Source organism: Tsukamurella sp. TY48 (assembly GCF_019656655.1).
Classification (GTDB): domain Bacteria; phylum Actinomycetota; class Actinomycetes; order Mycobacteriales; family Mycobacteriaceae; genus Tsukamurella; species Tsukamurella strandjordii.
This window is the reverse complement of the sequence record NZ_BPMV01000002.1, coordinates 896,885-910,521: the sequence shown is the minus strand read 5'-3', so window position 1 is coordinate 910,521 and position 13,637 is coordinate 896,885. Positions and strand designations below refer to the sequence as shown.

Genomic DNA, 13,637 nt, shown 5'->3' with positions numbered 1-13,637 from the left:
CCGCGTGGTACATTTTCGCTGAACCTGTGTCACTCTTTCAGCCAGGAGGTCGACGTGGCGCTGCACATCACGCACATGGGACGCACCCGCGGCCGCCCGTTCCCCGGGCAGGCGGAGTACGAACAGACCCTCCAGGATCTGTCCGAGGCGTCGGTGAACCGCAACTTCGACCCCTACGTCGACATCGACTGGGATTCGCCCGAGCTCGCCGTGACCCCGGACGATCCGCGCTGGATCCTCGATTCGCGGTTCGACCCGATCGGCCGCACCGAGTGGTACCAGGCGCAGCCGCGGTCGAAGCAGATCGAGATGGGCATGTGGCGCCAGGCCAATGTGGCCAAGGTGGGGCTGCAGTTCGAGTCCGTCCTGATCCGCGGGATCATGCAGTACACCGCGGTGCAGCCGAACAATTCGCCGGAGTTCCGGTACGCCACGCACGAGGCGAAGGAGGAGTGCCAGCACACGCTGATGTTCCAGGAGTTCGTCAACCGGATCGGGATGGACGTGCCCGGCGGACCGCTGTGGTTCCGCCGTCTGTCGCCGCTGATCCCGTTGGCGGCCACCACCTTCCCGATCATCTTCTACATGGGCGTGCTGGGCGGTGAGGAGCCGATCGACCATGTCCAGAAGCAGTTCCTGCGTTCGGGCATCGAACAGCACCCCACGATGACAGCCGTGATGCAGATCCACGTGGCCGAGGAAGCGCGGCACATCTCGTTCGCGCACCAGCTGCTGGAGCACCGCATCCCCACCCGTGGCCCGCTTCCGCGATTCCTGCTGTCGCTGGCGCTGCCGCTCGTGATGCGGTCGCTGCTCACCGCGATCGCGGTGCCGCCTCGGCAGTTCCGCAAGCGGTTCGACATCCCGCGGTCGGTGTGGAAGCAGATGTACTGGCGCTCCCCGGAATCGCAGGCCGTCAAGCGCGAGGTCTTCGGCGATGTGCGACTGCTGGCCGAGCACACCAAGCTGATGAACCCGGTATCGCGGCTACTGTGGCGCGCCCTGGGCATCGACGGCCGCGCCTCGCGCTTCCGCAGCGAACCCGCGTACTCCGCGAACTGAACCTGACGCCGGCCTGCGTGCGCGGCTGACGGCGGATCCGCTCGCAGCGGAGCTGCCGGAAGCGGTTCCGCGGCAGGCGGATCGGCGTGCACCGCGGTGGTTGTGCGGTGCAGCATCGGGGCATGAGCGAAAACCCGAAGATCCCGCAATTCACCGAACGTGTGCGCCGCGAGCTGTACGACCAGCGGGTCGTGGTGCTCGACGGTCCGCTCGACGACGATAACGGCGCCCTCCTCGCCACCCAATTGATGTCGCTGGCGGCGGCCAGCCCCAAGGAGATCGCGCTGTGGATCCACTCCCCGGGCGGTTCCGTCCCGGCGATGCTGGCCATCCGCGATGTGATGCGCCTGATCCCGTGCGATGTGTCCACCCTGGTCTTCGGCATCGCCTACAGCGCAGGGCAATTCCTGCTGTCGGCCGGTACTCCGGGTAAGCGCCGCGCCCTCCCGCACGCCCGTGTCCTCATGCACCAGGTTTCGGCCGGCATCGGCGGCACCGCCGTCGACATCGAGCTGCAGGCCGGCGATCTGCGGCACACCCGCGATACGGTGCTCGGCCTGATCGCCGAGGACACGGAGAGGCCGCGCGAGCAGATCTTCGAGGATTCCCTGCACGATCGCTGGTACACCGCACGGGAGGCGCTCGACTACGGCTTCATCGACGAGATCGTCGGCTCCTTCGACGAGATCGTCCCCGGACGCCGCCGCCGAGCGGGCTTCGACCTGGCGGGAGCGGCCCGATGAGCACCTACACCATCCCCAACGTGATCGAACGGCGCCCGCACGGCGAGCGGGTCTCGGACGTCTACTCCTACCTACTGTCCGAGCGGGTCGTGTACTTGGGAACGGGTATCGACGCCGGGGTCGCGAACGCCGTCGTGGCACAGCTGCTGTTCCTCGAGTCCGATAACCCGGATGCGGATATCCAGCTCTACATCAATTGCGAGGGCGGCGATCCCAGCGCGATGCTGGCCATCTACGACACCATGCGCTACATCCGCTCACCGATCGCGACCACGTGCGTGGGGCAGGCGGTGGCGGTGGGCGCGGTCCTCCTGGCGGCCGGTGCGCCCGGTAAGCGGGTGGCATTGCCGCATTCGCGGGTGGTGCTGCACCAGCCCGCCGCGCAGGGCCGCGGAACGATCCCCGATCTGATCCTGCAGGCCGACGAGGTGGTACGGGTGCGTGGGCAGATGGAGCAGATCCTGGCCCGGCACACGGGGCAGGAGCCCGACCGATTGCGTGCCGATACCGATCACGACCGCGTCTTCACTCCCGCGGACGCGGTGGCGTACGGCCTGATCGACGAGGTGATCGAGGAACACTGACCTCAGGCGGCGCGCAGCACGGGGGAGTGCGCCTGCACGCCGCGTGGCGCCTGCGGCACCGGGGTGGCGACGGTGCCGGTGGGAACGAGGTGCAGTCGGGTGGGCCGGCGGACCGTGCGCAGCTGGAGCCCGACGGCGACGATCACCTCGCCGACCGGGGCGCCGAGCGCGCCGGTGATGGCCGCGAGCATCTCGCTGGACGGGTCCTTGAGGCCGCGTTCCACCTCGGACAGGTACTGCGGCGAGATGCCGGCGCGGCGTGCGGTGTCGGCGAGGCGCTCGCCGCGCTGATGCCGCAACCGACGCAGCTGCGATCCCAGTTCGTGCCGGAACAGGGCCTCGCCGTCGGTGCGCGTCTCCATGGTCGAAGGCTACGACGCGATGCGGCCGCTCAGGTAGCCGATCCGCTGTGAGCAGCGCGGCTCACTGCGCCGCGATCATGGTCTCGACGTGGGCGCGGGCCTCCTCGCCGCCGGGCCCGGGAATCATGTCGAGGGCCTTACCGAGGGGCATCGACCCGGCGAGTTCGAGGAGCTGGTCGATCGGCAGGCCACCCGCGGAGTCGGCGAGCGCCGTCCGGAAGGCCTCGCCCGCCAGGGGGTGCGCCGCCCATTCGGCGATCGTCGAGTCCATGCCCAAGCGTTCGACGAGCACGTCTCCGTCGAGCCGGATCTCGGCGACGGCCGCGATGTCGCGGCTGCTGTGCCCGGCGTCGATGCGGTACGTCCCGCCCGGGACCGCCCAGTCCGCACGGGACACGTCGTAGTGCGCGAATGCCCTTCGTGGCAGGTCGAATTCGACGACGGTGCTCGCTCCTGGGACGAGCTCGACCTTGCGGAACGCGGCGAGTGCGCGTCGCGGCCGGAAGACGGCACCGGCATCGGAACCGATGTACAGCTGGACCACGTGATGTCCGGCCCGGGTGCCCGTGTTCGTCACCGTCACCCGGGCGGTCGCGGAATCGGCTCCGGTGGCAACCACTTCGAGGCCGCTGATATCGAACGTGGTGTACCCCAGGCCGTGCCCGAAGGGATACCGGGGCGCGATGTCGCGGGTCTCGTACCAGCGGTAGCCCACCAGGAGGCCCTCGCCGTACCGGACGGTGCCCAGCTCGCCGGGGAAGTTGCCGAACGCGGGGGTGTCCTCGATGCGCCGGGGGATGGTCTCGGCGAGCCTGCCCGACGGTGCCGCGATCCCGAACAGCAGGTCGGCGATCGCCGCGCCGCCGCCCTGGCCGAGCAGGAAGGCCTCGAGGATGGCGTCCACCTCGTCGTGCCAGGGCTCGAGCTCGACGACCCCGCCGCCGACCAGGACCACGACGGTGCGCGGTGCGGCCCCGGCCACGGCCCGCAGGAGCTCCACCTGGTGCGGTGCGATCGCGAGGCTCGGGCGGTCGAAGCCCTCGGACTCCTCGGTCTCGGTGAGCCCGGCGAAGACGACTGCGATGTCGCTGCGGGCGGCGACGGCCGAGGCCTCGGCGCGCAGGGCGGCGTCGTCGCGGTCGAGCGCGTATCCGGCGGCGAACTCGGTGTTCACGCCGATCGTGGCTGCGCGCGTGTTGATCTCGTCGAGAGGCACGTCGACGCGGGTCGCGGTGATGTGGCTCGACCCGCCTCCCTGGTACCGCGGTGTGCGCGCCAGCTCGCCGATCACGGCGATGCGCCCGGAGTCCGGGCCGAGGGGCAGGGCGGAGTTCTCGTTGCGCAGCAGCACGGCGCACTCCGCGGCGGCCGCACGGGCGAGGTCGTGGTGCGCCTGCACGTCCGGTGCGGGCTCCTGGTCCGACGGTGCGTACCGCGCGAGGTCGAGCACCCGCTGTGCGGAGATGGTCGCGGTGGCGGCATCGAGGTCGCCGGATCCCACGGCGCTCACCACCTGCTCGACGCTGCGCGGCGCGTGCGGCATCTCCAGGTCGAGTCCGGCGCGCAGGGCGGCGACCCGGTCGTGCACGGCGCCCCAGTCGGAGACCACGAGCCCCCGGAAGCCCCACTCCTCGCGCAGCAGTGTGGTGAGCAGCCAGGTGTTCTCCGAGGCGTAGGTGCCCGCGATCCGGTTGTACGAGCACATCACGGTGGCGGGGGCGGCCTCGGTGACGATCCGCTCGAAGGCGGGGAGATAGATCTCCCGCAGCGTGCGCGTGTCCACGTCGACGCTGATCCGCATCCGCTCGGTCTCCTGGTTGTTCACCGCGAAATGCTTGACCGAGGCTCCCGTGCCGCCGCCCTGCTGTCCGGTCACGTGGGCCGCGCCGAGCACACCCGCGAGCAGTGGGTCCTCGGAGTAGTACTCGAAGTTCCTGCCGCACAACGGATGGCGTTTGATGTTCACCCCGGGACCGAGCGCTATCGTCACGCCGAGGGCGCGGGCCTCCACGGCGATGGCGGCGCCGATGCGGCGCGCGAGATCGGGGTTCCAGCTCGACCCGACGGCCACCGCCGGCGGGAAGCAGGTGGCCGGTGCCGCCGCGTTCAGTCCGAGATGATCGGCGGATCCGATCTGCCGGCGTACCCCGTGCGGGCCGTCGGTGAGGACCATCGCGGGCACTCCCGCTTCGGGCACCGCCGCGGTCGTCCAGAAGTCGGCACCCGTCAGCAGGCGGGCCCGGTCCTCGAGGGGGAGATCGTCGGCGGCGGTCATGGGCTGTCCTCTCAGTGGTGCGCGAGTGCGTCCAGGGCGGTGGCCACGTCGACGTCCACGGTGACATCGGCGAGCTCGTCCCCGCGGGTGCGGCCCCGGTTGACGATGACGATCGGCTTGCCGTGCTTGTGTGCGTGCCGCACGAAGCGCAGGCCGGACATGACGGTCAGCGAGGTGCCCAGCACGAGCAGGGCGTCCGCATCGTCGACCGCCGAGAAGGCCCGGGCTACACGGGGCTTGGGCACCGACTCACCGAAGTAGACGATGTCGGGTTTGAGGATGCCGCCGCACCGGCCGCAGTCCACCATGGTGAAGTCGGTGGTGTCTTCGACCACCACATCGGCGTCGGGCGCCACCTCGAGCGCGCCGCGGCCCGCGATGCGCGCGGAGAAGCCCGCGTTGAGCGGCTCCAGGATCGTGTGCAAACGATGCCGGCTGATCCGGTGATCACAGCTCAGGCAGCGCACCTGGGCGTAGTTGCCGTGCAGATCGATCACGCCGCGCGAGCCGGCCTTCAGGTGCAGCAGGTCCACGTTCTGCGTGATCACACCCGTCACGCCGGGCAGCGCGGCGAGCCCGCGGTGCGCGGCGTTCGGAACTGCCGAATCCATGTGCCGCCATCCGAGGTGGTTGCGCGCCCAGTACCGGCTGCGGAACTCGGGCGAGCCGAGGAATTGTTGCAGGGTCATCGGGGTGCGGCGTGGCGCCCCCGGGCTGCGGTAGTCCGGGATTCCGGAGGCCGTGGAGACGCCGGCGCCGGTGAGGGCGACGATCCGGCGGCCGTGGAGCAGTTGTGCCGCCGAGTGGAGCCGGTCGGCGTAGTCGTCGTCGGGCACAGTCGGCTCCGCGGGTTCCCAGGCGGGTATCGCGGTGCGCACGAGTCGATTCTACGCCGTTGCAGCCGCAGGGCGGACGGAGTCATCGCGGTCGCGGTGGCGTCGCCGATGCCCGGAATGTCTGTGACATGGGCGGGCGTACCGCGAGAGGCTTCGAGAGCCGAAGTACCTTGTGAGGATGTCCACGGAAACGACATCGGTGCCGTCGATCGCCGCCCGCCTCGATCGGCTGCCGATGACCAGGCTGCACTTCGCCGCGGTCGGCGTGATCGGACTCGGCCTGTTCTTCGACCAGTACGAAAACTTCCTGGCCGCGACCATCGCGACGGTGCTGCGTCGCGACTTCGCGCTGGGGCCGGAGCAGCTGAAGATCCTGCTGGCCTCGGCGTTCATCGGCCAGTTCCTCGGCGCACTGCTCATGGGCCGGCTCGCCGACCGGGTGGGACGCCGCCGCGCCTTCATGATCAACCTGGCCATCTATTCGGCGATGTCGCTGGCGGGCGCGTTCAGCCCGAACGTCTCGTTCCTGGTGGTCACCCGGTTCATCGCGGGCATCGGCATCGGCGGCGAGTTCGCGCTCGCCGACTCCTACCTGTCGGACCTCCTCCCGAAGAACGTCCGAGGGAAGTACATCTCGCTCGCGTACACGGTGTCCTTCCTCGGTGTTCCCGTGGTGGGCTTCGCGGCGCGCTGGCTGACCCCGCACACCTTCCACCTGGGATCGGTCGATGTGGCGGGGTGGAGACTGCTCTTCGTCTTCGGCGCGCTCGGATCCTTCCTGGTGTGGCTCGTCCGCCGGGGGCTGCCCGAATCGCCGCGTTGGCTGGAGGCACAGGGACGCTACGACGAGGCCGACGCCATCGTCCGGCGGTTGGAGGAGCAGGCGGTCAAGGAGGGGAAGGCGCTGGCACAGCCCGATCCGCACCTCAGGCCGGTGACCGCGCAGTCGATATCGATCGCCGACCTCTTCCGCCCTCCCTATCGGCGCCGCACGGTGATGCTGTGGATCGTCTCGGCGCTCGAGGTCTTCGGGTACTACGGCTTCGGCACCATCGCGCCGCTGGTGCTGGTGGCGAAGGGGTATTCGATCCAGACCTCGCTGTTGTTCGTCGCGCTGTCGTACATCGGGTACCCGCTGGGGGCGGCGCTGGCGATGCCGATCGTCGAACGAGTGGAGCGCCGGTACCTGGTGATCGGGTCGGCGGGGCTCATGGCCGCGTTCGGTCTGTGGTTCGGCTTCGCATCGAGTCCGGCGCAGATCGTGATCGCCGGCTTCCTGTACACGCTGGCATCGAACCTGTTCTCGAACGCCTATCACGTGTACCTGGCCGATTCCTACCCCACGGCGATCCGGGGCACGGCAGCCGGGGCGGCGTACTCACTCACCAAGCTCGTGACGGCGTTCCTTCCGTTCATTCTGCTTCCGGTGCTGGACGAGCATGGCAGCGTGTGGGTGTTCGCGGTGGTGGCCGCTGCGATGTTCGGGCTGATGGTGACCGTGGCTGCGCTGGGGCACCGGAGTACCGGCCGCTCGGCCGACGCGATCTAGCGGGTGAACAGATGCAGGAGGCGGTGCACATGACAGATACCGAAGGCGAGGCGAGAGAGCCGGTTTCGTCACGGGCGGAGACCCGGCGAGCGGTGTGGAACACGCTTCGCGGCTCCAGTGGCAACTTGGTTGAATGGTATGACGTTTATGTCTACACCGTGTTCGCGACCTATTTCGAGAGTCAGTTCTTCGATAAGGCCGATAAGAACTCCACGCTGTACGTGTACGCGATCTTCGCGGTCACGTTCATCATGCGGCCCGTCGGGTCGTGGTTCTTCGGCCGCTTCGCGGACCGGCGGGGGCGCCGCGCCGCGCTCACCATGAGCGTCTCCCTGATGGCCGCCTGTTCGTTCATCATCGCCGTGGTCCCGGGACGGGAGACGATCGGCGTGGCCGCCGCGGTGATCCTGGTGCTGTGCCGCCTCGTGCAGGGATTCGCCACGGGCGGTGAGTACGGCACCTCGGCCACGTACATGTCCGAGGCCGCCACCAGGGAGCGGCGCGGCTTCTTCTCGTCCTTCCAGTACGTGACGCTGGTGGGCGGCCACGTGCTGGCGCAGTTCACCCTCCTCATCCTGCTGGCGCTGTTCACCAAGGACCAGGTCTCCGACTTCGGTTGGCGCATCGCCTTCTTCATCGGTGGCATCGCGGCGATCGTGGTCTTCTGGTTGCGCCGCACGATGGACGAGTCGCTGTCGGAGGAGCAGCTCGCGGCGGTGCGCGAGGGGGAGGACACCTCGTCGGGCACCATGCGTGAGCTGTTCGGCGGATACTGGCGTCAGCTCGTGCTGTGCTTCCTCATCACGATGGGCGGCACGCTGGCCTTCTACGTGTACAGCGTGAACGCTCCGGCGATCATCAAGAGCGCGTACACCGATCACGCCTTCACGGCCACCTGGGTCAACCTCATCGGGTTGATCTTCCTCATGGTGATCCAGCCGATCGGCGGCATGATCAGCGACAAGATCGGCCGCAAGCCGATGCTGATCTTCTTCGGCGTGGGCGGTGTCACCTACACCTACTTCCTCATCACCTACTTGCCCACGCTGCACGTGGCGATCGCCTCGCTCACCATGGTGTGCGTGAGCTACGTGATCCTCACCGGGTACACCTCGATCAACGCCCTGGTGAAGGCGGAGCTGTTCCCGTCGCACGTCCGCGCCCTGGGGGTGGGCCTGGGCTACGCGCTGGCCAACTCGATCTTCGGCGGCACCGCGCCGCTGATCTACGAGGCGGCGAAGAAGTCGGGGCACGTGCCCTGGTTCATCGCCTACGTCACCATCACGATCGCGATCTCGCTGGCGGTGTACATCTTCTGCCTGCGCAACAAGTCCGAGACCTTCCTCGACCGCGAGCGGGGCAGCGCCTTCGTCCCCGATCCGGTGAAGTAGCCGGGCGGGTCGACGGTTCGTATCCTGATGGTCGTGCTCACCGCCGGGGACGTGCTCGCCGACTACCTGTTGCTGCGGCCGATCGGGGTGGGCGGGTCGGCCGATGTCTTTCTCGCGGAGAACGCGGGCCGAGCGGTGGCGCTCAAGATCGCCCGCGCGCACGACGGTTCGGCCGCGGCGCGGATGGATCGCGAGGCGGCGATCGGGGCGGAGTTCAGCGATCCCCATGTGGTGCCGGTCATCGCGCGGGGGCGGTCGCACGTTCGGCGCGACGGTGCCGAGCTGTCCACGCCGCGGGACTGGCTGGCGCTGCGGTACGTGGACGGCCCGCCCGCCACCGCCCTGGTGCCGCGCGGCGGATCGGAGCCGGATCTCCCCGCGGTCGTCGGCCTGCTGGCGGACGTCGCGAGTGCGCTCGACGCCGCCCATGGACAGGGCATCGTGCACCGCGACGTGAAGCCGGGGAACATCCTGGTGGAGATCGGTGAGGACGGGGCGAGCGGGTTCCTCACCGACTTCGGCATCGCCGTCGACGAGGCGGGGACGGCGTGGGTCGAGGGCACCGTCGACCTGTCGATCGGCTATGCGGCGCCCGAGTCGCTGCGGGGCGGCCCGGCGATCCCCGCCACCGATGAGTACGGCTTCGCGGCCACCGCCTTCGAACTGCTCACCGGCGCACCGCCCTATCCGCGCGCCACCCGACTGGCGACCACTTTCGCGCATCTGCACGCGGCGCCACCCGCTCCGGACGGGGTGCGTCCGTGGCTGCCGCGGTCGCTCACCGCGGTGTTCGCGAAGGCCCTCGCCAAGCGACCGGAGGACCGGTATCAGACGTGCGGCGAGCTGGCGGGGATCCTGGCGCGCACCCTGCGCGACGTCGAGCCGCCACCGCGCGGGCGTCGTCATCGTCGTTAGTGCGCCTGTAACACGCGGGTCCCCTCGCCGTCATACGGAGTTTCTAGTTTCGTCGCAGTCGACCACACTGCGGCGAAAGGGAGTCCCGGACCGTGACTCAGACCGACTACGACAATTCCGCCCTCGCCCACGAGGAGGAGGGCTACCACAAGAGCCTCACACCGAGGCAGATCCAGATGATCGCCATCGGCGGCGCCATCGGTACCGGCCTGTTCATGGGCGCCGGCGGCAGACTCCGCGACGCGGGACCAGGCCTGTTCCTCGTCTACGCCGCGTGCGGCATCGTGGTCTTCTTCATCCTGCGCGCGCTCGGCGAGCTCGTGCTGCACCGGCCGTCGTCGGGGTCCTTCGTCTCGTACGCTCGCGAGTTCTTCGGGGAGAAGACTGCTTTCGTCACCGGCTGGTTGTACTTCTTCAACTGGGCGGCGACCGCGATCGTCGATGTCACGGCGATCGCGCTGTACGTGCACTACTGGGGCGCTTTCAAGTCCGTACCGCAGTGGCTCATCGCGCTCATCGCACTGGGCGTGGTGATGGCGATGAACGTGATCTCGGTGAAGATGTTCGGTGAGCTGGAGTTCTGGGCGGCGATCATCAAGGTCGTCGCCCTCGTCGGCTTCCTCGTGGTCGGGGTGGTGTTCCTCGCGAGCCGCACCGAGGTGGACGGCCGCGCCACCGGATTGTCGGTGATCACCGACAACGGTGGCCTGTTCCCGCAGGGCACGCTGTCGCTGGTGCTCGTGGTCTCCGGCGTGGTCTTCGCCTACGCCGCAGTCGAACTCGTGGGCATCGCCGCCGGCGAGACCGCCGAACCGGCGAAGGTGATGCCGCGCGCGATCAACTCGGTGATCATCCGCATCGCGGTGTTCTACGTGGGGTCACTGATCCTGCTGGCCCTGCTCGTGCCCTACACCGAATTCGTCAAGGGGACGAGCCCGTTCGTCACCTTCTTCTCCAAGATCGGTGTTCCGTACGCGGGCGATGTGATGAACATCGTGGTGCTCACCGCGGCCCTGTCGAGCCTCAACGCGGGGCTGTACTCGACGGGCCGGATCCTGCGGTCGATGGCGCTCAACGGCAGCGGGCCGGCGTTCACCGGCCGGATGAACCGCAACGGCGTGCCTTTCGGTGGCATCGCCCTGACCGGGGCGCTCACCCTGCTCGGGGTGGTGCTGAACCTGTTCGTGCCGGAGGAGGCCTTCAACATCGCGCTCGATCTGTCGGCGCTCGGCATCATCGCCACCTGGGCGATGATCCTGCTCTGCCAGATCCAGCTGCACCGCTGGGCCGATCGCGGCATCGTCACCCGGCCCGCCTTCCGGCAGCCGCTCTCGCCGTGGACGAGCTACGCATCGCTGCTCTTCCTGGCGGTCGTGGTCGTCATCATGTGCTACGTGAACTACTGGAATCTCATCGCGATCGTGGCCCTCGTGCCGATGCTGATCGGTGGTTGGTACGCCGTGCGCGGACGGGTCATGGCGATCGCCGCGGAACGCGAGGGCTTCACCGGCAACTACCCGGTGGTCCCGGAACCGCCGATCCCCGCCGACCACTCCAAGAAGGAGGAGTGATCGACGGGGATCGGTTGGAGTCCTGTGCTATTCGGGCACGGCGACCAGGGGGTACACGCCGTTCTCGTCGTGCACCTCGGTGCCCACCACGGGCGGGTTGAAGACGCACAGCATCCGCATGCGGGTGCGGGTGGTCACGGTGTGCCGCTCGTTGCCGTCGAGCAGGTACATGGTGCCGGGAGCGAGCGGGTACTCCACGCCGGTCTCCCGGTCGAGCAGGGTGCCCTCGCCCTCCACCAGCCATACGGCCTCGACGTGGTTGGCGTAGTGGAACTCGTTGACGGTCCCCGGCTCGATGGTGGTCTCGTGGAACGAGAAGCCCACCTTATCGCCGCCCAGCACGATCCGCTTGCTGCGCCAGTTGCCGGCCGCCACATCGCGATCGGTGCCGGTGATCTCGTCGGTGGTGCGCACGATCATCGCGACAGCACCTCCGCCACGGCCGCCTCCAGCAGGTCGAGGCCCTGCTCCAGCTCACCGTCGGTGATGGTGAGCGGCGGCAGCAGCTTGACCACCTCGTCGCGCGGGCCCGAGGACTCGGCGAGCAGGCCCAGACGGTACGCGGCGGCACAGGCCTCGCCCGCCTTCTCCGGCGTGGTGAAGGACAGGCCCTGCACCAGACCACGGCCGCGGGTGGACAACTCGCCGGGGTATGCCTCGACCAGCGCCTGGAAGCGCCGCTCGATGAGCGCGCCCTTGCGGAGCGTCTCCTTCTCGAGGGTGTCGTCCGACCAGTAGGCGTCGATCGCGGCCTTGGCGGTCACGAACGCGGGGTTGTTACCGCGGAAGGTGCCGTTGTGCTCGCCGGGGAGCCACACGTCCAGCTCCGGCTTGAGCAGGGTGAGCGCCATCGGCAGGCCGTAACCGCCGATCGACTTCGAGAGGGTCACGATATCGGGGGTGATCCCGGCCTCCTCGAACGAGAAGAACGGTCCGGTGCGGCCGCAGCCCATCTGCACGTCATCGACGATGAGCAGGATGTCGTGGCGCTTGAGCAGATCGGCGAGCGCGCGGAGCCACTCCGCGCGAGCGACGTTGACGCCGCCCTCGCCCTGCACGGTCTCGACGATCGCCGCGGCGGGCAGATTCAGACCACTGCCCGAATCCTCCAGCAGCCGCTCGAACCAGGAGAAGTCCGGGACGGTGCCGTCGAAGTAGTTGTCGAAGGGCATCGGCGTCGAATGCACCAGGGGCACACCGGCACCGGCCCGCTTCATCGAGTTGCCGGTCACCGACAGGGCGCCGAGGGTCATGCCGTGGAAGGCGTTGGTGAAGTTGACCACCGACTCGCGGCCGGTCACCTTACGGGCCAGCTTCAGCGCGGCCTCCACGGTGTTCGCGCCGGTCGGGCCGGGGAACTGCACCTTGTAGTCGAGCCCGCGCGGCGCCAGGATCTTGTCCTGGAAGGTCTGCAGGAACTCGCCCTTGGCCACCGTCGACATGTCGAGACCGTGCGTGATGCGGCCGCTGGTGATGTAGTCGACCAGCGCGTCGCGCAGGATCGGGTTGTTGTGCCCGTAGTTCAGCGCACCGGCGCCGGCGAAGAAGTCGAGGTAGCGGTTGCCCTCCGTGTCCTGCAGCCACGCGCCCTCGGCCTTGTCGAAAACAGCCGGCCACGAGCGCGAGTAGCTACGGACCTCGGACTCGCGCTTGTCGAAGATGTCGGCGTCGAAGCCCTGCCCGATGCTCACCTCGCGCTGTGCGGGGAAGTCCTCGGTACGGATGGTTCCATCGGTCAGAGTGGACATGTGATCCTCCTAGTGACCAGGAGTCAGCGGGTATCGGCAGTCGTCGGACGGAGACCGTCAGACGGGGTCGATGGTGTACAGCTGCTCCGGCTCGTGGGGGTCGGATTCGTTGGGGGAGATGTGGTGCGAGGCGAACAGGTCGCGCACCGTCAGAGTGGAACGACGTCGCTTGGCCACGGAGCCGAACAGCTCCTGGGACGCCGTGTTGGACGCGGTGATCGTGGTCTCCAGGCGAGTCACGCCCGCCACCGCAAGACTGTCCAACAGGTCGATGAGCATTCGGGACGCGATGCCGTGGCCGCGGTGGGCCGCATCTACGGCCACCTGCCAGACGAAGAGCGTGTCCGGGCGTTCGGGACGACGGTAGCCGGAGACGAATCCGGCGACCGCGCCGTCGTGCTCGGCCACGATCGAGGTGTCCGCGAAATCGCGGCACCACAGTGTGTACGCGTACGTCGAATTGAGGTCGAGAACTGCCGTGTCTCGGGCGATCTCCCACAGCCGCACTCCATCGTCGAGCGATGGGTGCCGGGTGCTGACCCCCGCGTTCGCGGTGGCTGTGGAATTGCTCTTGTGAGACGGGCTCATCGATTTCGACGCT

At 68.6% G+C, this 13,637-nt stretch carries 13 protein-coding genes; 7 read left to right on the top strand and 6 right to left on the bottom strand.

Features of this window, described 5'->3' with window-relative positions:
• Window positions 1–75 precede the first annotated feature (75 nt).
• The 3 genes from TTY48_RS20090 to TTY48_RS20080 all read left to right on the top strand — a co-directional run bounded on the left by TTY48_RS20090 (window position 76) and on the right by TTY48_RS20080 (window position 2,389).
• A complete protein-coding gene (locus TTY48_RS20090; RefSeq protein ID WP_255585893.1) occupies window positions 76–1,062 on the top strand; it encodes a diiron oxygenase in 987 nt (328 codons plus the stop codon).
• A 122-nt stretch (window positions 1,063–1,184) separates the two neighbouring features.
• On the top strand, window positions 1,185–1,805 hold the full coding sequence (locus tag TTY48_RS20085) for a ClpP family protease (protein ID WP_220659384.1): 621 nt from the start codon (window positions 1,185–1,187) through the stop codon (window positions 1,803–1,805).
• Window positions 1,802–2,389, top strand: coding sequence for a ClpP family protease (locus TTY48_RS20080; protein WP_220659383.1), 588 nt, complete (start codon window positions 1,802–1,804; stop codon window positions 2,387–2,389). The genes TTY48_RS20085 and TTY48_RS20080 overlap by 4 nt, the downstream gene beginning before the upstream one ends.
• 2 nt (window positions 2,390–2,391) lie before the next feature.
• Here the strand turns inward: TTY48_RS20080 and TTY48_RS20075 are convergent, their stop codons facing one another.
• The 3 genes from TTY48_RS20075 to TTY48_RS20065 form a co-directional block, all read right to left on the bottom strand.
• Window positions 2,392–2,751, bottom strand: a complete 360-nt coding sequence (locus TTY48_RS20075; RefSeq protein ID WP_220659382.1) for a helix-turn-helix domain-containing protein — start codon at window positions 2,749–2,751, stop codon at window positions 2,392–2,394.
• A 61-nt stretch (window positions 2,752–2,812) separates the two neighbouring features.
• Window positions 2,813–5,026 carry a glycoside hydrolase family 3 C-terminal domain-containing protein gene (locus tag TTY48_RS20070; protein WP_220659381.1) on the bottom strand — a complete coding sequence of 738 codons (2,214 nt, stop codon included), beginning with the start codon at window positions 5,024–5,026 and terminating at the stop codon, window positions 2,813–2,815.
• Window positions 5,027–5,037: 11 nt separating this feature from the next.
• Window positions 5,038–5,904 (bottom strand): Sir2 family NAD-dependent protein deacetylase, encoded by an 867-nt coding sequence (locus TTY48_RS20065; RefSeq protein ID WP_220659380.1) that lies wholly within the window; start codon window positions 5,902–5,904, stop codon window positions 5,038–5,040.
• Window positions 5,905–6,040: 136 nt separating this feature from the next.
• Between TTY48_RS20065 and TTY48_RS20060 the strand changes: the two genes are divergently transcribed.
• From TTY48_RS20060 to TTY48_RS20045, 4 genes are all read left to right on the top strand, one after another.
• Complete coding sequence (locus tag TTY48_RS20060; protein WP_220659379.1) at window positions 6,041–7,411, top strand: MFS transporter; 1,371 nt, start codon at window positions 6,041–6,043, stop codon at window positions 7,409–7,411.
• A gap of 29 nt (window positions 7,412–7,440) precedes the next feature.
• Window positions 7,441–8,802, top strand: a complete 1,362-nt coding sequence (locus TTY48_RS20055) for an MFS transporter (protein ID WP_220659378.1) — start codon at window positions 7,441–7,443, stop codon at window positions 8,800–8,802.
• A 33-nt stretch (window positions 8,803–8,835) separates the two neighbouring features.
• Window positions 8,836–9,717, top strand: a complete 882-nt coding sequence (locus tag TTY48_RS20050) for a serine/threonine-protein kinase (RefSeq protein ID WP_220659377.1) — start codon at window positions 8,836–8,838, stop codon at window positions 9,715–9,717.
• Between the two features lie 92 nt (window positions 9,718–9,809).
• Window positions 9,810–11,288: an amino acid permease gene (locus TTY48_RS20045; RefSeq protein ID WP_220659376.1), complete on the top strand. Its 1,479-nt coding sequence runs from the start codon at window positions 9,810–9,812 to the stop codon at window positions 11,286–11,288.
• A gap of 27 nt (window positions 11,289–11,315) precedes the next feature.
• On the opposite strand, the gene TTY48_RS20040 is transcribed toward TTY48_RS20045, so the two are convergent.
• Genes TTY48_RS20040 through ectA form a run of 3 tightly spaced genes read right to left on the bottom strand, consistent with a single transcriptional unit; the run spans window position 11,316 to window position 13,624 of the window.
• Complete coding sequence (locus TTY48_RS20040) at window positions 11,316–11,708, bottom strand: ectoine synthase (protein ID WP_220659375.1); 393 nt, start codon at window positions 11,706–11,708, stop codon at window positions 11,316–11,318.
• A complete protein-coding gene (gene ectB / locus TTY48_RS20035) occupies window positions 11,705–13,036 on the bottom strand; it encodes a diaminobutyrate--2-oxoglutarate transaminase (protein ID WP_255585850.1) in 1,332 nt (443 codons plus the stop codon). Before ectB ends, TTY48_RS20040 begins: the two co-directional genes overlap by 4 nt.
• A gap of 57 nt (window positions 13,037–13,093) precedes the next feature.
• Window positions 13,094–13,624 carry a diaminobutyrate acetyltransferase gene (ectA, locus tag TTY48_RS20030; RefSeq protein ID WP_220659374.1) on the bottom strand — a complete coding sequence of 177 codons (531 nt, stop codon included), beginning with the start codon at window positions 13,622–13,624 and terminating at the stop codon, window positions 13,094–13,096.
• Window positions 13,625–13,637 lie beyond the last annotated feature (13 nt).